Below are 24333 nucleotides of genomic sequence, written 5' to 3'. Positions count from 1 at the left end.
AAATTTAAATGTTAATAATATCAGATTTTACCTTATTTTAAGTATAAATTTAAAAATTTTATTATCGGTAAAGTGATTTTGTTGTAAAATGGCTTAAAATTTTTAAGGAAAAGTATGGATAATAGCAAAAAAAATAGTATCGAATTTGAAAAATCTGTAAAAAATATGCTTGAAATTTTAGGAGAAGATCCAAACCGTGAAGGGTTGATAAAAACTCCACATAGAGTTTTTAAAGCTTATGAGTTTATGACAAGTGGATATAAACAAGATCCAAAAGTTGTGTTAAATGATGCTTTATTTGAAAGCTCAAACAACGAAATGGTCTTAATAAAAGATATAGAATTTTATAGCCTTTGCGAGCATCACTTATTGCCAATTATAGGAAGAGCACATGTTGCTTATATACCAAATGGAAAGGTTGTGGGATTATCTAAAATTCCAAGAATGGTAAATATATTTGCAAGAAGACTTCAAATCCAAGAGCAACTTACCGAGCAAATTGCTGGAGCTTTACAAGAAGTTATTAATCCGCGTGGTGTTGGGGTTGTTTTGGAAGCCAGGCATATGTGCATTGAAATGAGGGGAGTTGAAAAGATAAACTCTACAACTACAACTTCGGCACTAAGAGGAAGTTTTATTTCAGATCCAAGAACTAGGAAAGAGTTCTTTTCTTTAATAAACTCATCAAGAGAGGCTAGATTTTAAAATTGTTTAACTTTGTAAATTAAAAATTTAATCATTTTAGTGTATCATTTCAAATAAGATAAAACTTATCCTATTTAAAATTTTAATAAAGATTAAGAAATTTAAGGAGAAAATTTATAATGAAAAGAGTCTACTTAGACAACAATGCAACGACTATGATGGCACCTGAAGCTTATGAGGCAATGCTTCCATACTTTTGTCAAAAATATGGCAATCCAAACTCGCTTCACGACTTTGGCATAGAGACAACTCCTGCTTTAAGAAAGGCTATGGATCAGCTATATGCAGGAATTGGAGCATCAGATATGGATGATATAGTCATCACCTCTTGCGCAACTGAGAGTAATAACTGGGTTTTAAAAGGTATCTATTTTGATAAAATTTTAAATAAAGATAAAGACCATATTATCATCTCAGCAGTTGAGCATCCTGCTATTAGCCACACCTGTTCATTTTTGGAACAATTAGGTGTTAGGATAACAAGACTTGATGTAAATAGTGACGGGCTTATAAATAAAGAAGATTTAAAAAATGCAATTGATGATAAAACTGCCCTTGTTAGCATAATGTGGGCAAATAATGAAACAGGAGCAATTTTTCCAATAAAAGAGTTAGCTAAAATTGCCCATGAAAGAGGAGTTTTGTTTCACACAGATGCAACTCAAGCTGTTGGAAAAATCAAAGTAAATGTAATGGACGCGGGAGTTGATTTTTTAAGTTTTTCAGCACATAAATTTCATGGACCAAAAGGAGTTGGGGGACTTTATATAAGAAATTCTAAAAAACTTACTCCACTTTTACATGGTGGTGAGCATATGGGTGGACGAAGAAGTGGAACCTTAAATGTTGGCTATATAGTTGCTATGGGCGAGGCCTTAGAGCTTGCGAATAAATTTATAAATATGGAAAATGTACATGTAAGAAGACTAAGAGATAAGCTTGAAGATGCACTTTTACAAATTCCTGATGTAAGCGTTGTTGGAAAAAAAGAATTTAGAACTCCAAATACAATTTTAGCAAGCATTAAAGGTGTTGAAGGAGAGGCAATGCTTTGGGATTTAAATAAAGCTGGCATTGCTGCATCAACTGGATCTGCGTGTGCGAGTGAAACACTTGAAAGCAACCCTATAATGGAGGCAATTGGAGCCGATAAAGAGCTTGCTCATACAGCCTTAAGACTTTCTTTATCAAGATACAATACAGAAGAAGAGATCGATTATGCAATAGAGCAGATAAAAAAAGCAGTTGAGAGATTAAGAGCTATTTCAAGTAGTTTTGCGTATGCACCAAAAAATCATAAAAGCGGATTATAAAAAGGATAAAAAATGGCAAAAGATAATTTAATAAGTGGATCATTTTGGGAGGATTACTCACAAAAGGTTCAAGATAGGATGAATAACCCTAAATTTATGGGTGAAATAACAGAAGAAGAAGCAAAAGAAAAGGGCTGTAAGCTTATAGTTGCTGATTTTGGAGCTGAGAGTTGCGGGGATGCGGTTAGACTTTATTGGCTTGTGGATGAAAAAACAAATATTATAAAAGAGGCGAAATTTAGAAGTTTTGGCTGTGGAACAGCCATTGCAAGTAGTGATACTATGGCTGAACTTTGCGTTGGTAAAACAGTTGATCAAGCTGTAAAGATAACAAACATAGATGTAGAAAAAGCTATGCGAGATGATCCAAATACTCCAGCCGTCCCACCTCAAAAAATGCACTGTTCAGTTATGGCATACGATGTTATAAAAGCAGCTGCAGCGCAGTATAAAGGAATAGATCCTGAGCATTTTGAAGATGAGATAATAGTCTGTGAGTGTGCAAGAGTAAGTCTTGGAACGATAAAAGAAGTGATTAAACTAAATGACTTAAAAACCGTTGAAGAGATAACTCAATACACTAAAGCAGGTGCATTTTGTAAAAGCTGTATCAAGCCTGGCGGACATGAAAAAAGAGAGTATTATTTAGAAGATATTTTAGCATCTACTAGAGCTGAAATGGAGCAAGAAAAACTCTCTAAAATGGCTGATTCTCATAAACAGGGTGATAATTTCGAAGAGCTTAATACAATAGGTCAATTTAAAATGGTTGAGGCAATTATAGATGAGGAAATTCGCCCAATGCTCATGATGGACGGTGGAGATTTGGATATAGTTGATATTAGAAAAAGTGATGATGGCAAAACTGACATTTATATAAGATATTTAGGAGCTTGCAGTGGTTGTGCAAGTGGCTCTACAGGAACACTTTTTGCAATAGAGGCAGTATTAAAAGAAAATTTAAGCCCAAATATAAGGGTTATGCCGATATAAATTTAAATAATTTAAGTCAAATTTTAAAATTTTCAGCCCTTTTTAGTTTTAAATTTGGGCTGAGATTTAATTATAAATTTATATTTAAAGGTTAAATTTGAAAAACAAATTTTTAAATTCATTTATAATTATAACTTTAATTTTAGTTGCTTTTATAGTTTATAATAAATTTAAACTCTCTCAAAATTCTCACTTCACAGTTACAGCTGATACAGTTATAAAACCAGGTTCTGAAATTTCAAAGTATGTTACACAAGAAGAAGTTGATAGTTTTAGTTTTAGATATTGGGATATAGATTATAACTCAAAGCCAAATGTGGTTGAAGAGCCACTTAAAGATATAGAGCTTAAAAAACTTCTTAAGTCAAAAAATACAAATAAAATTTTATCCTTTATGAAAGATAATAATATTAGTGTTGATTATAGATTGCATGGTGGAGTTACACCTTTAATGTATGCTAGTTTTTGGGGAGATGAAAACACAACAAAAGAGTTAATTAATCTTGGTGCAGATATTAGAGCTAAAGATGAGCAAGGTTTAAACCCTTTTGCTTATGCTTTATCTATGAATAGTATAAAAGTAGTTAAAATTTTACTTAATAATGGGATTAAATTTGAAGAAGCAAAAGTTATACAATATTATTTAACTAACTTGCCAAATTACTACAACATGGAAAAACTAATTGTGGATGGAGATAATGTTAATATTATTTATAAAGATATAGAATTTAATCACAACCATTCAAAACCAGCAGTTTATGTTTTTGATTATTTAGTTTATAGCAACTCCTATGAGCTTGCAAAAATGGCATTTAGAGATGGCTACAAACCATATACCTATAATCGTATAAATGAATACGACCAAGTAGAAGTTGGAAATTCCATAAATGATATTTTTACAAAAGAAGATATTGATGATCATATGATTCTTGCAAAACAATCAAAAAGAGATATGTTTGACTATAATTTATCTATGGATGAATTAAAATATAACCATAGTTTATATAAACCGCTAGAAGATATCCCAAACTTTGAACCAATGCTAGATTTGCTACTTGAACACAATGTCTCAGGACAATCCTCAGAAGAACTTATGAAAAAAGAGTATGAAAATTGCTATAAAATTTATATCTTAAGCATTATTGGTGCAATTGATATAGATGATAATGGAAATTATTTTTTAAAATATAATAGCATGTCAAGAAATGTTTATCAAAAATATTGCTCGAAAGATTATGCAAATTTTAAAAATATAAAAGATTATATAAAATTTAAAAACGACTTAAGACTGACAGACAAATTAGAGGACATATTATTTTCAACACAAAAAAATAGAGTTATTTTTATAGATAAGAATCAAACAGATTATATCATTGAACCATATAAGCAATTATCATCAGATGAATTAAAAGAAATATATGAATACTATTATTATAAAGGCGGAAAAGAAAAAATTCAAGAAATATATATATTTTAAAACATGTGAGTACAAATAAAAACGAAAAAGAATTTATAAAAACTTATTACTTAAAAGAACAGTAGCTAAATTATTACTAAAAAGTGATAAAATTATAATAAATAAATTTTAAAAGGACAAACAATGCCAAAGCTTAACATCTCATCAAAGCACAAAATTTATAATAGCTTTGCTTCAAATTTAAAACTACATCTATTTCATTTAAACTAATGCTACTATTTTACAAAAATCAAATTTAAAAAGGTCAGAACTTGACAAATTTGTAGATTTTAATCAATTTCCATAATTTCTAACTCTATTTTTTCATATTCCCCAAATTTCTTCCAACATTTTCCCCCACTTTAATCAAGCTTTAAGCTTTATGTTTGTATAATTTCATTTCCGTTTTACGAAAGACCTCTTAAACGAGTTGTTTAAATAAGTTCTTTTTTATAAAAAACGAGTTTTTTAAATTATTAATGTTAAACTATAAAAATCAAATTTTAAAGTTAATCTTTGAAATCTAAACAAGTGATCGATTGAGCTAGAAATTAAAAACAATATCTTTGTATTATATATAAAGGTATTAAATAATAATTTATTTTTATTTAAAGATAAATAATAAAAGTTTTTAGATTAAAAACTTCATAATATTTTTTATGGAGAGTTTGATCCTGGCTCAGAGTGAACGCTGGTGGCGTGCCTAATACATGCAAGTCGAACGATGAAGTCCTAGCTTGCTAGGATGGATTAGTGGCGCACGGGTGAGTAATATATAGTTAATCTGCCCTACACAGAGGAACAACAGTTGGAAACGACTGCTAATACCTCATACTCCTATTTAACATAAGTTAAATAGGGAAAGTCTTTTCGGTGTAGGATGAGACTATATCGTATCAGCTAGTTGGTAAGGTAATGGCTTACCAAGGCTATGACGCGTAACTGGTCTGAGAGGATGATCAGTCACATTGGAACTGAGACACGGTCCAAACTCCTACGGGAGGCAGCAGTAAGGAATATTGCGCAATGGGGGAAACCCTGACGCAGCAACGCCGCGTGGAGGATGACACTTTTCGGAGCGTAAACTCCTTTTATCAGGAAAGAATAATGACGGTACCTGATGAATAAGCACCGGCTAACTCCGTGCCAGCAGCCGCGGTAATACGGGGGGTGCAAGCGTTACTCGGAATCACTGGGCGTAAAGGACGCGTAGGCGGATTATCAAGTCTTTTGTGAAATCTAGTGGCTTAACCACTAAACTGCTTAGGAAACTGATAGTCTAGAGTAGGGGAGAGGTAGATGGAATTCTTGGTGTAGGGGTAAAATCCGTAGAGATCAAGAAGAATACCCATTGCGAAAGCGATCTGCTGGAACCTAACTGACGCTGAGGCGTGAAAGCGTGGGTAGCAAACAGGATTAGATACCCTGGTAGTCCACGCCCTAAACGATGTATACTAGTTGTTGCTTTGCTAGTCAAGGCAGTAATGCAGCTAACGCATTAAGTATACCGCCTGGGGAGTACGGTCGCAAGATTAAAACTCAAAGGAATAGACGGGGACCCGCACAAGCGGTGGAGCATGTGGTTTAATTCGAAGATACGCGAAGAACCTTACCTGGACTTGACATCCTAAAAACATCTAAGAGATTAGAAAGTGCTAGTTTACTAGAATTTAGTGACAGGTGCTGCACGGCTGTCGTCAGCTCGTGTCGTGAGATGTTGGGTTAAGTCCCGCAACGAGCGCAACCCACGTGTTTAGTTGCTAACAGCTCGGCTGAGCACTCTAAACAGACTGCCTTCGCAAGGAGGAGGAAGGTGTGGACGACGTCAAGTCATCATGGCCCTTATGTCCAGGGCGACACACGTGCTACAATGACATATACAGTAAGACGCAATATCGCAAGATGGAGCAAATCTATAAAATATGTCCCAGTTCGGATTGGGGTCTGCAACTCGACCCCATGAAGCCGGAATCGCTAGTAATCGTAGATCAGCCATGCTACGGTGAATACGTTCCCGGGTCTTGTACTCACCGCCCGTCACACCATGGAAGTTGATCTCACTCGAAGCAGGGATGCTAAAATAGCTACCTTCCACAGTGGAATCAGTAACTGGGGTGAAGTCGTAACAAGGTAACCGTAGGAGAACCTGCGGTTGGATCACCTCCTTTCTAGAGTACAAATAGATATTCTCTCACAAGATATCTATAAGAAAGATATAAGTGTTAATATTTATACTTATAGTGTAATAGACAACTAACTCAATCATCCTTGTTTAGTTTTCAGAGATTGTTTTAAAATTAGTAATAGAGCTAAAGGGGAATTAGCTCAGCTGGGAGAGCGCCTGCTTTGCACGCAGGAGGTCAGCGGTTCGATCCCGCTATTCTCCACCATAAGGGCCTGTAGCTCAGCTGGTTAGAGTGCACCCCTGATAAGGGTGAGGTCATAAGTTCAAGTCTTATCAGGCCCACCATTAAAAAAATATAAAAATTATTTTTATATAAAGCTTATATAATACATAGTTTAACAAAGAAGTATTTTATAATAAAAATAACTATATTTTAGATGATAGTTTTTTATTAAAATAAACTATTTTTAATTTTATAAAAATATAAGTATTATTAGATAAAATACCAAACTTTATTTTTTTATTATAAAGTTTAATTAGAGAGTTAAACAATAAAGTTGATAAAAATCAATTATCTCTTATATGTTAATTTTCTAATTAGGTTTTATAATCTAAATGTTATTTAAATTATCATTGTTAAAAGTCACAAAAAGTTTTAATAAAATAAAACAATTTTACAGGACTTGTTAAAGCTTTATATCTATATAAACATAAAAGCAAATCTTTTAAATTTAACTGTTATCAAATTTAAAAGTTTAAAGATTATACACGAAACAATAAAGTTTTTAAAACTTACTTTATAGTTTATAATCTCTTTCCGTCTTAATTTATATAATATAAACATTATAAAATAAATCATTATTTTATCTTTAACAAGGAAGTGATGCGAATTAGAATATCAACATAATAAATAATTCTAATAACTTCAAAGACAAGCAACTTTATTAAGTTTAAGTATTAAATAATTTTAATCAAATTTAATTTTTGTTTTTACGAGTAAAACCTTAATATTGATTTACGACAAACGAAGTTTTGGGTAAATCTTAATAGCTTTAGAGGTTTGCAAAGGGTGTAGCCCTTGCTCGTAAAGACTAGCTTTGCTAGTCTGCGAAGTCAAAAAAGGTAAGCTACTAAGAGCGAATGGTGGATGCCTTGGTTGGTAGAGGCGATGAAAGACGTGCTAGACTGCGATAAGTCTCGGGGAGTTGTCAAGGAGCTTTGATCCGGGAATTTCTGAATGGGAAAACCCAGTATATAGTGATATATACTACCTATATGGAGCAAACGTGGGGAATTGAAACATCTTAGTACCCACAGGAAAAGAAATCAAATGAGATTACGAAAGTAGCGGCGAGCGAAATCGTAAAAGGGCAAACCACTAGTTTACTAGTGGGGTTGTAGGACTGTAACATAGACTAAAAAGAGTTAATAGAATAATCTGGAAAGTTTAAGCATAGAGGGTGATACTCCCGTATATGAAAACTCTTTTTTACTTAACAGTATCCTGAGTAGGGCGAGGCACGTGAAACCTTGTCTGAATCTGGGAAGACCACTTTCCAACCCTAAATACTACTACCAAACCGATAGTGAACAAGTACCGTGAGGGAAAGGTGAAAAGAACGGGGGTGACCCGAGTGAAATAGAACCTGAAACCATTTGCTTACAATCATTCAGAGCACGATTCTTTATGACGTGTGATGGACTGCCTTTTGCATAATGAGCCTGCGAGTTGTGATATCTGGCAAGGTTAAGGAAATCCGGAGCCGTAGCGAAAGCAAGTCTTAATAGGGCGTTTAGTCAGATATTGCAGACCCGAAACGAAGTGATCTATCCATGAGCAGGTTGAAACCGGTGTAAGAGCCGGCGGAGGACCGAACCCGCTGACGTTGAAAAGTCTTGGGATGACTTGTGGATAGGGGTGAAAGGCCAATCAAACTTCGTGATAGCTGGTTCTCTCCGAAATATATTTAGGTATAGCGTTATGTAGTAATTAGAGGGGGTAGAGCACTGAATGGGCTAGGGCATACACCAATGTACCAAACCCTATCAAACTCCGAATACCTTTAATGTAATCATAGCAGTCAGGCGGCGAGTGATAAAATCCGTCGTCAAAAGGGGAACAACCCAGACTACCGACTAAGGTCCCAAAATCTTATTTAAGTGGAAAACGATGTGAAGTTACTTAAACAACCAGGAGGTTGGCTTAGAAGCAGCCATCCTTTAAAGATAGCGTAATAGCTCACTGGTCTAGTGATTTTGCGCGGAAAATATAACGGGGCTAAAATAAGTACCGAAGTCGTAGACTTGCACACAACTTAGTTCTTTATAAAACAAAGTGTATAAGTTATATTTAAAACTAGCGATAGCGTTTTTGCAAAGCAAAGAGTTTTAAAATATCTTAAGCTAAAAGAATTAAGTTGTGTGCAAGTGGTAGGAGAGCGTTGTATTTAGCGTTGAAGATGTACCGGTAAGGAGCGTTGGAGCAAATACAAGTGAGCATGCAGGCATGAGTAGCGTTAAATCAGGTGAGAATCCTGATCGCCGAAAACCCAAGGTTTCCTACGCGATGCTCGTCATCGTAGGGTTAGTCGGGTCCTAAGCAAAGTCCGAAAGGGGTATGCGATGGAAAATTGGTTAATATTCCAATACCAATTATTATGTGCGATGGAAGGACGCTTAAAGTTAGTGGAGCTAACTGATGGAATAGTTAGTCTAAGGTCGTAGGTTGAGTTATAGGCAAATCCGTAACTCTTTATCCGAAAGCTTAAAGGCTTACAAAGCTCTTCGGAGTAGCGTAAGAATTCATGATACTATAGAGCCAAGAAAAGTTTCTAAGTTTAGTAATAATTGCCCGTACCGTAAACCGACACAGGTGGGTGGGATGAGTATTCTAAGGCGCGTGGAAGAACTCTCTTTAAGGAACTCTGCAAAATAGCACCGTATCTTCGGTATAAGGTGTGCCTACCAGGGTGCAAGCCCTAGAGGTTACAACAAAGAGTCCCTCCCGACTGTTTACCAAAAACACAGCACTCTGCTAACACGTAAGTGGATGTATAGGGTGTGACGCCTGCCCGGTGCTCGAAGGTTAATTGATGGAGTTAGCATTAGCAAAGCTCTTGATCGAAGCCCGAGTAAACGGCGGCCGTAACTATAACGGTCCTAAGGTAGCGAAATTCCTTGTCGGTTAAATACCGACCTGCATGAATGGCGTAACGAGATGGGAGCTGTCTCAAAGAGGGATCCAGTGAAATTGTAGTGGAGGTGAAAATTCCTCCTACCCGCGGCAAGACGGAAAGACCCCGTGGACCTTTACTATAGCTTGACACTGCTACTTGGATAAAGATGTGCAGGATAGGTGGGAGATTATGATCTATAGATGCTAGTCTATAAGGAGTCATCCTTGAGATACCACTCTTCTTTATTCGGGTAGCTAACTAGCCTAAGTTATCCTTAGGTAGGACAATGTCTGGTGGGTAGTTTGACTGGGGCGGTCGCCTCCCAAATAATAACGGAGGCTTACAAAGGTTGGTTCAAAACGGTTGGAAATCGTTTGTAGAGTATAAAGGCAAAAACCAGCTTAACTGCGACACCGACAAGTGGAGCAGAGACGAAAGTCGGTCTTAGTGATCCGGTGGTTCTGTGTGGAAGGGCCATCGCTCAAAGGATAAAAGGTACCCCGGGGATAACAGGCTGATCTCCCCCAAGAGCTCACATCGACGGGGAGGTTTGGCACCTCGATGTCGGCTCATCGCATCCTGGGGCTGGAGCAGGTCCCAAGGGTATGGCTGTTCGCCATTTAAAGCGGTACGCGAGCTGGGTTCAGAACGTCGTGAGACAGTTCGGTCCCTATCTGCCGTGGGCGTAAGAAGATTGAGGAGAGTTGACCCTAGTACGAGAGGACCGGGTTGAACCAACCACTGGTGTATAAGTTGTCCTGCCAAGGGCACCGCTTAGTAGCTAAGTTGGGATGTGATAAGAGCTGAAAGCATCTAAGCTCGAAGCCAACTCCAAGATTAATCTTCTTTTAAGAGCTCTTATAGACTATAAGTTTGATAGGCTGGGTGTGTAAGTGATGTAAGTCATTTAGCTGACCAGTACTAATAGCTCGTTTGCTTATCTATTTTTATCTACTTTTAGCAGTCGAACAAAGTCCGACTTAAAGTAGCAAATACTAAAGATTTGTTGCACAAATGCAAGAAGTAGAGTTAAGCATCACTTCCTTGTTAAGGATAAATACTATTCTTTAAACAAGTTTTACAGTTTTAAATATTAAAACTTAGACTTTTAACAATTTAACTAACAGTGTTTAATAAGAGTATTTATTTAAATATTTTTATTTAACACTGTCCGTGGTTATACAGATGTGGAAACGCCTTGCTCCATCCCGAACCAAGAAGCTAAGCACATCGTGGCTGATGATACTCTCCCTTACTGGGATGCTGGGAAAGTAGGTCACTGCGGACTTTGTTTTTATACTAACTATTACTTACTACAATATTTATTTTTAAACAACCTATCTAGTAAAATTGAATTTTTAAATATTTTTTTCTTTTATTTATCTTATTTGTGTAATGATATTTTAGTTTTTTAAATGTAACAAATCTAAGCTGTTTTTTTAAAACTATAGTCTTAATTAAATTTTAAATAAAATCAATTTTTGTCAAAATAAAACAGGACTTTTTCATTGATATCTGGTCTTGAATAATTATTCTATATAGTGTAAAGATTTGCCTAAATTTAGTATTTTTAAAATAGTCAAATTTTACTAAAATTTAGTAGAAATCATATATATGAAGTATATGAAATATGGAGTATGAAATATGATATTGCTATATTTTGTAATATTTGAGCTGGAACACTGTCGAAATTCAAAAAAGCTTCATTTTTATATTTTTATAGTGCTAGCTATATTTTATTTTAAAAAAGATTTATTATGTAGATTAGTTTTTATTAGTTATGTAGTGTTTTTATAAAAGATAGGCTCTGTTAAAATATTTTATTGATTTTATTAAAAAATTAAATTTTTATTTTATAATATTTTGCTTTGAAATTTTCATACTTTGCTCACTTATATCTATTCCGATAACATTACGATTATTTTTTAAACCTGCAATTAAAAAGGAGCCACTACCACAAAAACAATCCATTATAATAGAATTCTCATTAGACGATTGCTTTACAATAAGCTCTAACATTTCTAAATTTTTTTCAGTTGGGTATTTTGGATATTGTGGATCTTTAAAATTACCCCAAATATCTTGTATTTTTTTTCCTTTGTGATCTTTTGCATATTTTTTAATGCGAGGGTTGTTTGTTTTTGACCATTCTATTAAACCTGTTTTATCTAACATTTCTAATTCATCAGGAGAGCTTCTCCAGTGTCTTCCTTTTGGCGGTAATAAGCCACGCCATTTTTTTCCAGTGTTTCCATTTAGTGTTTCACCTGGTGCATGGCAAGGAACAGTAGTATATCTTTCGCCATTTTTGTCTATTTTAGGAAATTTTTTTAAAAGCTCTTCATCGCTAAGTTTTATAGATATGTCATTAAAAATTTGCATACATTTTTTTTTAGCATAGACATAAATTGTATCTTTTATATTTCCATATGCTTTTCTTTTAAAGTTTTTAGGATTTGATTTTATACGAGTAATTTCATTCAAAAAATTATCTTTTCCAAATATTTCATCTAATATAATTTTAATATAATGTCCCATTTTTATATCAATATGTAAATATAAAGTTCCTTTATCGCTTAATAATTTATGAATCAAAAAAAGTCTTTCTCTAATAAATTCTAGATAATCATCTAATTCAAAAATATCACTATATGCTAATTTATCTGTTTCTGAATTAGATATTGAAGATGTTCTAGAATTTGAATAAAAAAAATCCTGACCTGTATTAAAAGGGGGATCTATATAAACTAAATCTATTTTATTATTATATGTTTTTAATAAAATAGACATTGCTTGAAAATTATCTTGATATATAAGTTTAGTTTTTTGATCTGAATATATAACATTTAATTTATCTGATGAACATCTATTTATTTTTTCTAAAATTTCAATTTCAGTCTTTTTTATATCATAATTTAAAGATATAGACATTATAACGTAACCACAAAACTACTTAGCAATAATGCAGACATTATAAGTTCATTAGTTGAATTATTAACAAACTCAGACATATGATTTTTAGTCATTCTAGTGGCTGTATTTTGAATATATAATACACCATCTAATATTGCAATAGGAAAAATTTGATAATCGCAAGGCGTAAAAGAACCATCTAGTAAAATATTTTTAGCATCGTTTAGTTGTGCATTTTGATGACCACCAAAATCTGTAAGAAATTTAGCTTCTCCTATTGCTACATTTTCACCTCTTTTTGCAATAAAATCAATTCCTTTATTCCCTGTGTATCCAAAAATATCTTTTGCTAAATTTAACATAATATTATCATTGCCAATAAAAACCATTAGCGTATCTGTATTTAAAAAGACATCTATATTATCTGTTTTATCAAAATTAAAATTAGTAGAATTTACCCAATTTTTAAAATGTTGACCCATTTGTCTATTTGCTTCAATAGGTCTAGTAATCTCATTCAAAACATTTGTAAGCCCCATATTTACAATTATATTTTCAATTCTACATACAGTATTTGGATTGCGATCAATTGCACTTCTATCTCGTCTAAGATATGCAACATAAGAATCTTTAATAGGAAAAATATCTAAATTTAATAATAATCTTAATAAATTACCTCGTTCAAAATTTGGCGGACTTGTAAGCATGGATGATAATTCATTAATAGTTTCTTGATCTAAATTTCTTCTTATATTAGATATTACAGGATAAACAGAATATAATCTGTCTAAATAATCATAATTATTTGCAAGCTCTAAGCTGTTTTGTGTCCATAGTGTCATTGTTTCCCTTTCTAAGCCACATCTGGCAATGGTATATTTGGTCTATTAGCGATGTTAATAGATTTACTTATACAATCATTCTCTTGTATAAAATCAAATAGAATTATCTCTTTGTCATTTTTATTGTCTTTTGCAAAATTTACAAAATTATGATAAACAAGATAGTTATTAAGATATTTAGTTGAAACACCTTTAAAATTATAAGTTATCATTGCTTTCAATCTACTATGATAACTATTTATAGTTTGAATATTAAATGTTCCAGCTTTATATTTGTTTCTTGGTATTCTAATATGACTTAACTCCATATCTTTTGCAAGTTTTAAATAAGCTCTAAAACTATCAGTTACAAACATACTATCTTTTATAATTTTACCATTTAAAACCTTTTCTAAATCTTTTAATTTAGGTTTGCCAAGATTTGATACTTTTGCAATAGATAAACAATTTAAATTTATTCCACAACTTACACAGACCTGCTCTCTACTTAATCCACGCTTAGTAGCAGGTGTTCCTCTTTTCTTTGCTAAGCGTGGCAATTTAAAATTTTTATGATTACCTTTAAAAGATAGCGGTATAAAAGTTTCATCAGCTTCAACTATTCCATTTAATTCAACTTCACTCATCATAATTTGCAAAGCATCTAAAATTTTATGTCTCCAAGCAAATGCAGTAGGTAGTGAAATATTACAAATCTTAGCTGTTTTTCTAAGTGAATATTTTTCTATCATACAATGAATATATAATTTCCAGGTTTTTATATCTTTTTTAACACTAAAAAATATCGTATTATTTGTAGTAGTAAATGTTTTATTACAATCTCTACATAAAAATCTTTGAGTATTGCTACTTTTTCCATTTTTAACAAATTTAGTAGATTTACAATGAGGACAATATTTAATCTCTTTTTTGATAGATACTTTGTTAGAAGTTTCTTTATTTTTTATCTCTTTTATGAATGATTTTTTATCATCATTTGAAAGAGAGTTAAAAAGCTGTAAAATTATATCTAACTCTGTTGTCTTATTTTTCATCGCAAACCTCCTTACTATCGTTATTTTATATAGGAAATTATAATATAAATTAGCTTAAAAATCAATAAAATATTTTAACAGAGCCAAAAGATAATAAAAAAGAAGTTTGTTTTTAGCCAACTGATTTTAGTAATAATTTTTTGGAGCTTTATCTGTTTGAGCGTTAGATCACTTATAGATATCTTTTCTATCTCTAACTCTTAAAACTAAAATAATAAGTTCATTATATATCTTTTTATAAAAAACTTTATAGCTTCTAAGTTTTAGGCGAAAGACATCTTTATATTCATTGCCTTTTATCTTTTTTACAGTTTGATTTATAATGAGCCGTTTTTCATGTTTAATAGTCTACGCCTTACATATTACTCATGGTGATATTATGAACTTTACTTCTAATGAGTTTGTAGATTGCAATGTTTAGGATTTAAAGCAATGTTCAATTACTGTATGTCATAAAATGGGATGAATATTATAGATTATGATTATCAAGGGTTTAATAATGGTGGTGAAAATAAATGGATAATAACATCTTATGAAATAACTAGAGAAAAAGACAAGACTTTCAGCGATGCTTTTTTTACGGATAAGCTGCCCTTAACCAACTCCAGTGAAAGATATTATGCTAAAAATACAGATAATCTAAATATGAAAAGAAGCCACTACTTCAGCATATCCTCACTAAAATAGATTTACGGCTAAGACTTCAAGCACATCCGTTTCAAACAGTATCTTTTGGTGGTAGTATGCCAAAGCAAAACTTAAATAATAAAATAAAAGATGGTTTTACTACTTAAAGCATGGCTAAAACATAATAGTTAGCTATATAGGCGGTGAAATTAGAGGGTATTTGGCATAATGAAGATAGAAAATTAGAGGGCTTTTTTATAGGAGCCTCGGATGGTATGGGTACATCAAATTTTGGTGATATTTCTGGCTCAACTATTTAGTAAAAAATATGATAAAAACTTCAAAAGTAATAGATAAAACCATTGAAAAAGGAGTAAATACATGAAAGTTAATGTTAGAATAAACAAAATACTAAGCAAGACAACTAAAAACTAGGTGTTAATAAAACTAATAATAATCAGTTTGGCGACAACTATCATAGAAATAATTTTTTTAACAAATAAAGATGTAAAAACAAATATTTATCATAATAGCTCTTTTTATGTCTTAAATTAATCAAATTTATAAAAGTAAATTTAGTTAAATATGAATTTAATATGAATTAATTAAATTTTTTCGCTTTGTAATATTAATGAATATGTTAAATAATATATGCTAGTTTAGAATATATTAATATATATTTTATATACTGAATAAATATTATTATTTAAAGGATATATTTATGAAAAGACTATTGTTATTATTTGTTTTTAGTTTTAGTTTGTTGTTTGGTGCTGTAAATATAAACACTGCTTCCAAGGAAGAACTTATGACTCTTAAGGGTATTGGAGAGGCTACAGCAGAAGCTATAATAGAATATAGAAAAGAGAATAAATTTACAAAAATAGAAGATATTAAAAATGTAAAAGGCATAGGTGATAAGAAGTTTGAATCAATAAAAGAAGATATTGAAGTTAAGGATAATAAGAAGTAATTTTAGGAATATTGCTTTATTTTATTAGATAATATCACTTCTATGGGCTTACACATAGACACTTTAAATTTGTACTCTTAAGGTGTCTATAGTTTTTATAAATTGTATTTATGATATAGTTTGAATTTAAAATATATAAAATTAACGAATAGGACTATATTGTCTAGAGTTGATTTACATGGTTTGATACGCAGTGCCGTTTAGGTGATTATTTCTTAACATTCATCAAATTTTTTATGCTTTTCTTTTTTATAGTTTTTTGAATTTTTAAGCTTATCTAGCAAATTTGCTTCCCTTAAAAGTTCATCTTTATTTTTATTTTGTATTACTGAATTAGCGAAATTTTCTAAAGCTTTTGTGTATGGATCATTTAATAAAACGGGCTCTACTTTTTCTAATGTTTGTGTATTTTTTTCAACTCTTTTTCTAAAAATTTCATCATCAAAATCTTCTCTTTTTAAAATATTAATGGCTGATTTTACAAATCTATCAAGAGCTCTTAAGTATTTTACTCTTTTATTTTTTTCATTTATTTTCAAATATTTTCCTTAAGGTTGTTAAAATAACGCTTCATCCATCTGTTTTGGAATATCAAGTCCCATTATTTTCAAAATTGTCGGTGCGACATTATTTAATCCACCGTTTTTGATTTTACTAACTTCATTTGCCATTACAAAGCAAAATACATCAAAAGTGGTATGATTTGTTAAAATTTCGCCTTTTTTATCCCGCATTGCTTCACAGTTTCCATGGTCTGAAATTTGAATATAAGCATAATTTTGCTTTTTTGCAGCCTTTAGTATCTTTCCTATGCATTCATCAACAGCTTCAACAGCCTTGATAGATGCCTCATAATTTCCAGTATGTCCGACCATATCACCATTTGCAAAATTTACTACAATAAAATCAAACCCATAATTTATTCCATTTATTACATTTTTGCAAACATCATAAGCACTCATTTCCGGCTTTTCATCATAAGTTTTTACTTTTGGACTTGGTACTAAAATTCTAGTTTCATTTAGGCATGGCTCTTCAGTTCCTCCATTAAAGAAAAACGTCACATGTGCATATTTTTCGGTTTCAGCAGTGTGAAGTTGTCTTAAGCCAGCATCTGCAATAGTTTGACTTAAAGTATTTTTAATTTCCTCGTTTTTAAAAAGAATCTCAAAATTAAAATTATCATCATATGAAGTCATGGTTATGATATTTTTTATATTATGTTCTCTTTTAAATTCATTAAAACTCTCATCGCCAAATGCCATACACATCTCTCTTGCACGGTCACTTCTAAAATTTATTATAATCACACCATCATTTTCTTTAATACCGCCAAAATCTTTAAAACTCGCAGGTTTTATAAACTCATCGCTGATTTTTTTATCATAAGAAATTTCTAAATAATCAGATGGTTTTATATCAAGTTTATTTTTGTTTTGTACCACTGTTTCATAAAATTCTTTAATTCTATCCCATCTATTATCTCTATCCATAGCATAAAATCTACCACTAATGCTCACTAAATTTACATTTTTTTCAAGTTTTTTTATAAAATTTATTCCGCTTATTGGTGCTACATCGCGTCCATCAGTTATTGCGTGTGCAAAAACTTCGCAAACATTTTCTTTTGCAAATTTACACATAAAATCAAAATGATTTAGGTGAGAATGTACCCCGCCATCACTATAAAGCCCAATAATATGTATTCTTTTATGTTTTTCTAATAAATTTAGTAAAGTCTTATTTTGTTCTAGTGAGCCGTTTTCTATTGCTCTGTCTATTTTAACTAGGTTTTGGTATAAAATTCGCCCACTTCCAATGCTCATATGTCCAACTTCACTATTTCCCATTTGTCCTTTTGGAAGCCCTACAGCCTCGCCAGAAGTTTTTAAAAGTGAATTTGCACTGTTTTCAAACAGCCACTCATAATTTGGTTTATTTGCATTGCTGAATGCATTAAATTCATTGCTTTTATTAAATCCAATCCCATCAGTTATAACTAAAACTACTTTTTGTTTCATCAAAACCTTCTTTAAAATAATTATCTAAGCAACATTATAGTAAAATTACCCTTTTAAATTTTTAAAAGCTGTCAAAAGGTGTTTGATGTTTTATTTTTTATATGAATTTTTTAATATTAACATATTTAGCTATATTACTGCAAGAGCTGGACTCGCATTTTTTATATCATTTTTTATGACTATTTTTTTAATGCCAAAATTTATAAAATGGGCAAAAGTAAAAAAAGCAAATCAGCCAATTTACGATCTTGCTCCAAAATCTCACAAGTCAAAAAATCACACTCCAACAATGGGTGGAATAGTTTTTGTGGGAAGTTCTATTATCGCCTCATTTTTATGTGCAAAACTTACAAATATTTATGTGTTATCAGCTCTTATGACGCTTGTGTTTTTTTCATACATTGGCTTTAAGGATGATTTTTCTAAAATTGCTGGTAAAAAAAACGAAGCAGGTTTAAAGGCTAAAACAAAATTTAGGCTTCAAATTTTATTTTCTTTGGTAATTGCTCTAATTTTATTTATGTTTTCAGGGCTTTCTAGTGAGATTTTTATTCCATTTTATAAAAATTCTATAATTGATTTAAAGTATGGTGTTATACTTTTTTGGGTTTTAGTTATTACGGCTAGCTCAAATTCTGTAAATTTAACTGATGGACTTGATGGTCTAGCTACTATTCCCTCAGTTTTTGCTGTGCTTACATTGGGTGTTTTTATCTATCTTAGTGGGCATGCACTTTTTAGCGAATATCTGTTTTTGCCAAAGGTAAGTCTAGTTGGCGAAGTTGTGGTTGTTTGTGCTGCGCTAATTGGCTCAATGCTAGGGTTTTTGTGGTACAATTGTCATCCAGCTGAAATTTTTATGGGAGATAGTGGAAGTTTAAGCGTTGGAGCCTTTATTGGATATAGTGCAATTATAAGTAAAAATGAATTTTTACTTATGTTGGTTGGATTTATATTTGTTGCTGAGACATTAAGTGTAATTTTACAAGTTGGAAGTTTTAAAATTTTTAAAAAAAGAGTTTTTTTGATGGCTCCTTTACACCATCATTTTGAGTTAAAAGGCTGGGTTGAAAACAAAATAATTATAAGATTTTGGATAATTGCATTAATTGCAAATATTATTGCTCTAGCCTCTATAAAATTAAGGTAGTGTTATGAGAAAATCGCTTTTTGGTTATGGAAAAACAACTAAGGCAATTGCAAGAAATGTCAAATTTAATGGTGTTTGGGATATTTATGATAATAAATTTAATGAAATTTCAAAAGATGAGTTTGGAAATAATTTACTTCCAGTAAGTGAATTTGATCCGTTAAAAAGCACTCTTGAAATCCCAAGTCCAGGTTTTCCTAGGAATCACGAATTAGTAAAAAAAGCTAAGAATTTAATAAGTGAGTATGATTATTTTAAAGATACATCCCCTGTTAAAATTTGGATAAGTGGAACAAATGGTAAAACTACAACCACGCAAATGGCTGGACTTGTTTTAAAAAATAACGATGCAGTAATTGGTGGAAATGTTGGCGAGCCTTTGGCAAATTTAGATAAATTAGCCAAATTTTGGATACTTGAAACAAGCTCTTTTACGATTTACTATACCAAATTTGCAGCTCCACAAATTTATGCTTTACTACCAATAACTCCAGATCATATAAGCTGGCATGGAAGCTTTGAAGAGTATGAAAAGACAAAGCTAAAACCATTGAGTATGATGGGTAAAGGCTCAGTTGCCATTATTCCTAAAAAATATGATGGCATTAAATCAAAAGCAAAAATTTATTTTTATAAAGATGAAAGTGACCTAGCCAAAATTTGCGGTGCAAATTTAAAAGATATCAAATTTAAAGTACCATTTTTAATGGATGCATTGCTTGCCTTATGCATAGAAAAATTTGCTACAAATAGTTTAAATTTAGATCTTTTAAATACATTTAAAATAGATAAAAATAGGGTTGAGGAATTTAAAGATAGTAAAAATAGACTTTGGGTCAATGATACAAAAGCTACAAATTTAGATGCTGTAATTCAAGCTCTAAAAAGATACAGAGATAAAAAAATTCATTTAATTTTAGGTGGAGATGATAAAGGCGTTGATTTAGCACCTTTGTTTGAAAATTTTAAAGGCTATAATTTAGAAATTTATGCGATTGGTTCAAATACTTTAAAAATTTTAAATTTGGCTTTGAAATTTAACATTAAAGCATATAAGTGTGAGTTTTTACAAAATGCTGTAAAAAACATAGATATAAATTTAAAAAATGATGAAGTTGCACTTTTAAGTCCAGCTTGCGCGAGTTTAGATCAGTTTAGTTCATATGAAGAGAGAGGAAATCTATTTAAAAAATTTGTTCAAGAACTATAAATTTTCAATAATTTGATAAAATTTAACCTTATTTTAAGATTGGTTTATATATAATTATAATTCTTTTTTCAGTGGTTGGATAGCTCAGTCGGTAGAGCAGCAGACTGAAAATCTGCGTGTCGGCAGTTCGATTCTGCCTCTAACCACCATTCTCGCGTTAGTTTTTTATGCATTTGCTTTATGTTTATTCTAGGAGATAATAAATGCCTTCCACTAATTTGCAAAAAATCAACGAGTTACTTTTCGAAGCTAATTCTCAATTAGATGAGGTAAAAGAGCTTTTAAAGACTGCTTCAGACAAGGAAGTTTTCGATCTTAAAGTCCTAAAATTTGACATTTATTGCCAAATAAAAGATTTAGAAGCCAAAAAAATCAGAGAAATCCTAAAAGAAAATAAAATAAAACCAAGTTCCGATTCTAACTCTTATACCCTGGAAGAGATTGGTATTGTCCTTGGAAATATAACAAGAGAACGTGTCAGACAAATTCAAGATCAAGCTATAAAAAAGATGAAGCATCCAAAATTAATTAAAGAACTGTATGATTATATAAAAGACTAATTTAGCTTATAAAATTTTATAACTTAGTTTACAAATTTGTTTCAAATCAAAAGTTCTTAAATTTATAAACTAAGCTAATTTTAGCTATAATTAGCTTTCATATAATTACATATTTTGGAGAATCAAATTTGCAAGAAAAAAAAATAGTAGATTTAGAAAAGGCACTAAATGATAAATACCCAAAACTTTTCACAAAATATCCTAAATTTATTTCAAATTTGCTCATAGGCTTATTAAAAAAACTTTTCTATGAAGATAAATTAAATGATTTTATATTAAAAAATAAAGATGCAAAAAATAAAGAAATAATTGATAGATTTTTAAAATCTATAAATTTTACTTATAAAATAGATAATATTTCACTTCAAAACATCCCAAAAAGCGGTAGAGTAATATTCATATCAAATCATCCACTTGGTGGACTTGACGCTTTATCTTTGATGCATTTAATAAATGGCGTTAGAAAAGATGTTAAAATTTTAGCAAATGAGTTCTTAATGAAACTTGATCCAATTAGTGATATGCTAATTCCAATTGATAATATCTCAAATCAGAGCTCTCGTGAGGCTATAAAATCAGTTGACGAGCATCTTAAAAATGAAGGTGCGATTATTATATTTCCAGCTGGTGAGGTATCTCGTGCAAAAGTTTTTGGCATAAAGGATTTAAATTGGAAGGGGGGATTTTTAAAATTTGCTAAGAAAGCCCAAGCTCCGATTGTTCCGATATTTGTAAATGCTAGAAATTCTTCTTTATTTTATGCAATCTCGGCTATTTATAAGCCGCTTGCAGGGCTTTTACTAGGTCATGAGGTTATGAATAAAAAAAATAAAAGCATAACTATAAAAATAGGTGAAATGATACCTTATAAAAATTTAATTTTGCCTGAGATAAAATCTCCAGATAATACATTAAAATTAATTCAAAGACACCTTTATAATATTGGAAAAAATAGAAAAACTATTTTTAAAACTCAGAGATGTTTGGTCGATAAGGTTGACATAAATGAAGTCTATGACGAGGTTTTAAAAGGCTTAAATTTAGGAAAAACAAAAGATGGCAAAGAAATTTATCTTTGCAAAACTTCAAATAAATCAGCACTTCTTACAGAAATTGGAAGGCTTAGAGAACTTACCTTTAGAAGAGTTGGTGAGGGAACTGGAAAGGAGTGCGATGTTGATGAGTTTGATTTTTACTATGAGCATTTAGTTTTATTTGACACAGAGCTAAAAGAGATAGTTGGAGCTTATAGAATCGGTGTTACAAATGAAATAAATCCTACTTTAGATAGCAAAAAACTTTATACTCAAACTCTATTTAGTTTTAAAAATGAAGCTAAATTTTTGTTAAAAGACTCAATTGAACTTGGCAGAAGCTTTGTTCAGCCAAAATTTTGGGGTACAAGGGCGCTAGATTATTTGTGGTATGGAATTGGTGCTTATATTAAGAAATTCCCGGAGACAAAATATATGTTTGGACCTGTTAGTATAAGTGCAAACTATCCAAAAACCGCGAGAGATATGATGATTTATTTTTATAAGAAACATTTTACTTCTAAGGAAGAAATAGTAGTTTCTAAAAACAGATATTTTATTTCTCAAGCTGAAAAAGAGGAGTTAGATCTTTTGTTTTGTGGACAAAACTACGAAGAAGATTTTAAAATTCTAAAAGAAAGTTTGGCAAATTTTGATTTATCGGTTCCGACTTTGTATAAACAATATAGTGAATTATGCGATGAAGGCGGTGTTGAGTTTTTAGATTTTGGTATAGATACAGATTTTGAAGATTGTGCTGATGGATTTATTTTGGTTCAAACAGAAAAGATAAAAGAAGCAAAAAGAAAAAGATATATTGGGGACTTGGAGTAATTTTAGGTTTTTTAAATTTTTATATTTTGTATTTATATAGCTTGGAATTATAAAAGGATATTTAAATACAAAATTAATATTTATTGTATAAAATTATAGTTTTTTTAAAAAATATGCAATGTCTAAAATATGTTAATGGTGGACTACTTTAACCAATGCCAAAAATGGCTAATCAAATTTAAGGGTGGGAATTTTTTCTCGCCCTTTTTTGGTTTAGAATATCTACAAATTTAATTTAATTCTAGGTAACTCTTTGCTTTGGATTTAAGAGTTTTGCTAAGTTTGTCCTCGTAGCTCAGCTGGATAGAGCGCAAAATTTCTAATTTTGAGGTCGTGAGTTCAAACCTCGCCGGGGACACCAGCCTGCAATTTCCTACTATTTAGACATCTCTATTTATTAAACTCCCTATTGAAATTTAAAGCTTTATAGATGAAATTTAAACTCTGTAAATGAAATTTAAAGCTCTTTAATTAAATTTAAGCTCTTTAAATTTGAAGTCAAATTTAGCCATTTTACCAAGCCATCCTACTTTAGTCTTATCTCTTCTTAAAATATGTCCTACTGCAAACATCACCCATATTCCAACGCCAACCAACAGGAATATCGTTTTTTATCTCTACATATATCACATCGTAATTTTTCATAGCAATATCAGGCTTTGATATTTGTAAAATATAGTCCTCATTTTTATACTTTATAATCCCAAAATATAAATCTTGCAAGCTATTATCAGTGTTAGCATAGTATTCATCATTATATCTAGTTGGAACATAGTATAAATTAGCTCTGTCTTTAAAATTATCACAATAATCTTTTTCATAGGTAACGACAGTATCGCTATTTTTATGCTCAATTATAAAAATTTGACTGCCATATCCAATATTTATATTGTCATATAAACTATATGAATCGGGGCTATCTTCAATTAATTGATTTTGTTGTGCATAATGAAGCATTGAAAGGCAATTACCCATATATTTTTGAAATCTTTCATTGTCGTATGAAGTATGGTTAACAACCGGTTTATGAACTAAAATATTTTCTAAATTTAGCAAATCATCATAAAATTTATCGCAAAAATAGTCAAACTCTATGCCAAGTGCTCTCTTTTTTCTTTGCCAAGTTTTGTTATTGTCCCGATAGACTTTTTTGCCTTCTAACAGATTTTCAAAACTTGCGTAAGAGTGCAAAGATGGCGCTATCTCAGAGCTATAAACATCATCAGTTTTGATATCCATATTTTTGATCCAAGATATAAGATAGCTTAAATTTTTAGGTGGATTTTTATTAATTGGTTCAATATAGCTATTGTTTGCCAACAAAAGAGAGCTATTTAATAGAAGCAAAACAGCTGCCACTCTCATCT

17 protein-coding genes, 4 tRNA genes and 3 rRNA genes are annotated in these 24333 nt (G+C 31.2%); 17 read left to right on the top strand and 7 right to left on the bottom strand.

The annotated features are described in order from the left end of the window. Positions 1-114: 114 nt before the first annotated feature. The 9 genes from folE (at position 115) to rrf (ending at position 11056) form a co-directional block, all read left to right on the top strand. The gene (folE, locus tag CURT_RS08890) at positions 115-705 is read left to right on the top strand and encodes a GTP cyclohydrolase I FolE (protein WP_018713371.1); all 591 of its coding nucleotides are present in this window, start codon (positions 115-117) and stop codon (positions 703-705) included. A gap of 119 nt (positions 706-824) precedes the next feature. Beyond that, positions 825-2018 (top strand): NifS family cysteine desulfurase, encoded by a 1194-nt coding sequence (locus tag CURT_RS08885; RefSeq protein WP_018713370.1) that lies wholly within the window; start codon positions 825-827, stop codon positions 2016-2018. Between the two features lie 12 nt (positions 2019-2030). Next, positions 2031-3011 carry an iron-sulfur cluster assembly scaffold protein NifU gene (locus CURT_RS08880; RefSeq protein ID WP_018713369.1) on the top strand — a complete coding sequence of 327 codons (981 nt, stop codon included), beginning with the start codon at positions 2031-2033 and terminating at the stop codon, positions 3009-3011. 97 nt (positions 3012-3108) lie between these two features. Continuing rightward, positions 3109-4488 (top strand): ankyrin repeat domain-containing protein, encoded by a 1380-nt coding sequence (locus CURT_RS08875; RefSeq protein WP_018713368.1) that lies wholly within the window; start codon positions 3109-3111, stop codon positions 4486-4488. A gap of 635 nt (positions 4489-5123) precedes the next feature. After that, positions 5124-6635, top strand: a 16S ribosomal RNA gene (locus CURT_RS08870). Between the two features lie 146 nt (positions 6636-6781). Further along, a tRNA-Ala gene (locus CURT_RS08865) sits at positions 6782-6857 on the top strand. A 3-nt stretch (positions 6858-6860) separates the two neighbouring features. Further along, a tRNA-Ile gene (locus CURT_RS08860) sits at positions 6861-6937 on the top strand. Positions 6938-7712: 775 nt separating this feature from the next. Next, positions 7713-10713: ribosomal RNA gene (locus CURT_RS08855) — 23S ribosomal RNA — on the top strand. A gap of 224 nt (positions 10714-10937) precedes the next feature. Then, positions 10938-11056: ribosomal RNA gene (rrf, locus tag CURT_RS08850) — 5S ribosomal RNA — on the top strand. The 16S, 23S and 5S rRNA genes sit together here with 2 tRNA genes alongside, the layout of an rRNA operon. A 560-nt stretch (positions 11057-11616) precedes the next feature. Here rrf and CURT_RS08845 read toward each other — a convergent pair. The 4 genes from CURT_RS08845 to CURT_RS09635 form a co-directional block, all read right to left on the bottom strand. Beyond that, positions 11617-12699, bottom strand: coding sequence for a site-specific DNA-methyltransferase (locus tag CURT_RS08845; protein ID WP_115651837.1), 1083 nt, complete (start codon positions 12697-12699; stop codon positions 11617-11619). Further along, a complete protein-coding gene (locus CURT_RS08840; protein ID WP_018713960.1) occupies positions 12699-13523 on the bottom strand; it encodes a hypothetical protein in 825 nt (274 codons plus the stop codon). Before CURT_RS08840 ends, CURT_RS08845 begins: the two co-directional genes overlap by 1 nt. Before the next feature lie 11 nt (positions 13524-13534). After that, positions 13535-14557 carry an IS1595 family transposase gene (locus CURT_RS08835; RefSeq protein ID WP_018713961.1) on the bottom strand — a complete coding sequence of 341 codons (1023 nt, stop codon included), beginning with the start codon at positions 14555-14557 and terminating at the stop codon, positions 13535-13537. Between the two features lie 168 nt (positions 14558-14725). Continuing rightward, complete coding sequence (locus CURT_RS09635) at positions 14726-14857, bottom strand: type II toxin-antitoxin system RelE family toxin (RefSeq protein ID WP_408609400.1); 132 nt, start codon at positions 14855-14857, stop codon at positions 14726-14728. 162 nt (positions 14858-15019) lie between these two features. Between CURT_RS09635 and CURT_RS08825 the strand changes: the two genes are divergently transcribed. Together CURT_RS08825 and CURT_RS08820 are read left to right on the top strand one after the other, a co-directional pair. Then, positions 15020-15244 (top strand): hypothetical protein, encoded by a 225-nt coding sequence (locus tag CURT_RS08825; protein WP_143297708.1) that lies wholly within the window; start codon positions 15020-15022, stop codon positions 15242-15244. A gap of 661 nt (positions 15245-15905) precedes the next feature. Continuing rightward, positions 15906-16157, top strand: coding sequence for a ComEA family DNA-binding protein (locus tag CURT_RS08820; protein WP_018713931.1), 252 nt, complete (start codon positions 15906-15908; stop codon positions 16155-16157). A gap of 215 nt (positions 16158-16372) precedes the next feature. Here the strand turns inward: CURT_RS08820 and CURT_RS08815 are convergent, their stop codons facing one another. Further along, positions 16373-16696, bottom strand: a complete 324-nt coding sequence (locus tag CURT_RS08815) for a hypothetical protein (RefSeq protein WP_018713930.1) — start codon at positions 16694-16696, stop codon at positions 16373-16375. A gap of 18 nt (positions 16697-16714) precedes the next feature. Beyond that, entirely contained in the window at positions 16715-18178 is a 1464-nt protein-coding gene (gene gpmI, locus CURT_RS08810) for a 2,3-bisphosphoglycerate-independent phosphoglycerate mutase (protein ID WP_018713929.1), read from the bottom strand. Positions 18179-18263: 85 nt separating this feature from the next. Between gpmI and mraY the strand changes: the two genes are divergently transcribed. From mraY to CURT_RS08780, 6 genes are all read left to right on the top strand, one after another. Then, on the top strand, positions 18264-19328 hold the full coding sequence (mraY, locus tag CURT_RS08805) for a phospho-N-acetylmuramoyl-pentapeptide-transferase (RefSeq protein ID WP_018713928.1): 1065 nt from the start codon (positions 18264-18266) through the stop codon (positions 19326-19328). A gap of 4 nt (positions 19329-19332) precedes the next feature. Continuing rightward, complete coding sequence (gene murD, locus CURT_RS08800; protein WP_018713927.1) at positions 19333-20538, top strand: UDP-N-acetylmuramoyl-L-alanine--D-glutamate ligase; 1206 nt, start codon at positions 19333-19335, stop codon at positions 20536-20538. Between the two features lie 73 nt (positions 20539-20611). Beyond that, a tRNA-Phe gene (locus CURT_RS08795) sits at positions 20612-20687 on the top strand. 54 nt (positions 20688-20741) lie between these two features. After that, on the top strand, positions 20742-21098 hold the full coding sequence (locus CURT_RS09630; protein ID WP_018713926.1) for a sigma factor-like helix-turn-helix DNA-binding protein: 357 nt from the start codon (positions 20742-20744) through the stop codon (positions 21096-21098). Between the two features lie 128 nt (positions 21099-21226). Then, a complete protein-coding gene (locus CURT_RS08785; RefSeq protein ID WP_018713925.1) occupies positions 21227-22966 on the top strand; it encodes a lysophospholipid acyltransferase family protein in 1740 nt (579 codons plus the stop codon). 284 nt (positions 22967-23250) lie between these two features. Then, a tRNA-Arg gene (locus CURT_RS08780) sits at positions 23251-23327 on the top strand. Between the two features lie 176 nt (positions 23328-23503). On the opposite strand, the gene CURT_RS08775 is transcribed toward CURT_RS08780, so the two are convergent. Then, positions 23504-24331, bottom strand: a complete 828-nt coding sequence (locus CURT_RS08775) for a hypothetical protein (RefSeq protein WP_115651871.1) — start codon at positions 24329-24331, stop codon at positions 23504-23506. Between the last annotated feature and the right edge of the window lie 2 nt (positions 24332-24333).

Origin of the sequence: Campylobacter ureolyticus (assembly GCF_013372225.1) — a bacterium.
In the GTDB taxonomy this organism is placed as follows: Bacteria; Campylobacterota; Campylobacteria; order Campylobacterales; family Campylobacteraceae; genus Campylobacter_B; species Campylobacter_B ureolyticus.
This window is presented reverse-complemented; position numbering and strand designations above follow the sequence as displayed.

Coding starts and splice junctions, on each gene's coding strand:
- folE (WP_018713371.1), top strand. CDS start 115: ATGGATAATAGCAAAAAAAATAGTATCGAATTTGAAAAATCTGTAAAA.
- CURT_RS08885 (WP_018713370.1), top strand. CDS start 825: ATGAAAAGAGTCTACTTAGACAACAATGCAACGACTATGATGGCACCT.
- CURT_RS08880 (WP_018713369.1), top strand. CDS start 2,031: ATGGCAAAAGATAATTTAATAAGTGGATCATTTTGGGAGGATTACTCA.
- CURT_RS08845 (WP_115651837.1), bottom strand. CDS start 12,699: ATGTCTATATCTTTAAATTATGATATAAAAAAGACTGAAATTGAAATT.
- CURT_RS08840 (WP_018713960.1), bottom strand. CDS start 13,523: ATGACACTATGGACACAAAACAGCTTAGAGCTTGCAAATAATTATGAT.
- CURT_RS08835 (WP_018713961.1), bottom strand. CDS start 14,557: ATGAAAAATAAGACAACAGAGTTAGATATAATTTTACAGCTTTTTAAC.
- CURT_RS08825 (WP_143297708.1), top strand. CDS start 15,020: ATGAATATTATAGATTATGATTATCAAGGGTTTAATAATGGTGGTGAA.
- CURT_RS08820 (WP_018713931.1), top strand. CDS start 15,906: ATGAAAAGACTATTGTTATTATTTGTTTTTAGTTTTAGTTTGTTGTTT.
- gpmI (WP_018713929.1), bottom strand. CDS start 18,178: ATGAAACAAAAAGTAGTTTTAGTTATAACTGATGGGATTGGATTTAAT.
- mraY (WP_018713928.1), top strand. CDS start 18,264: ATGTTTTATTTTTTATATGAATTTTTTAATATTAACATATTTAGCTAT.
- murD (WP_018713927.1), top strand. CDS start 19,333: ATGAGAAAATCGCTTTTTGGTTATGGAAAAACAACTAAGGCAATTGCA.
- CURT_RS09630 (WP_018713926.1), top strand. CDS start 20,742: ATGCCTTCCACTAATTTGCAAAAAATCAACGAGTTACTTTTCGAAGCT.
- CURT_RS08775 (WP_115651871.1), bottom strand. CDS start 24,331: ATGAGAGTGGCAGCTGTTTTGCTTCTATTAAATAGCTCTCTTTTGTTG.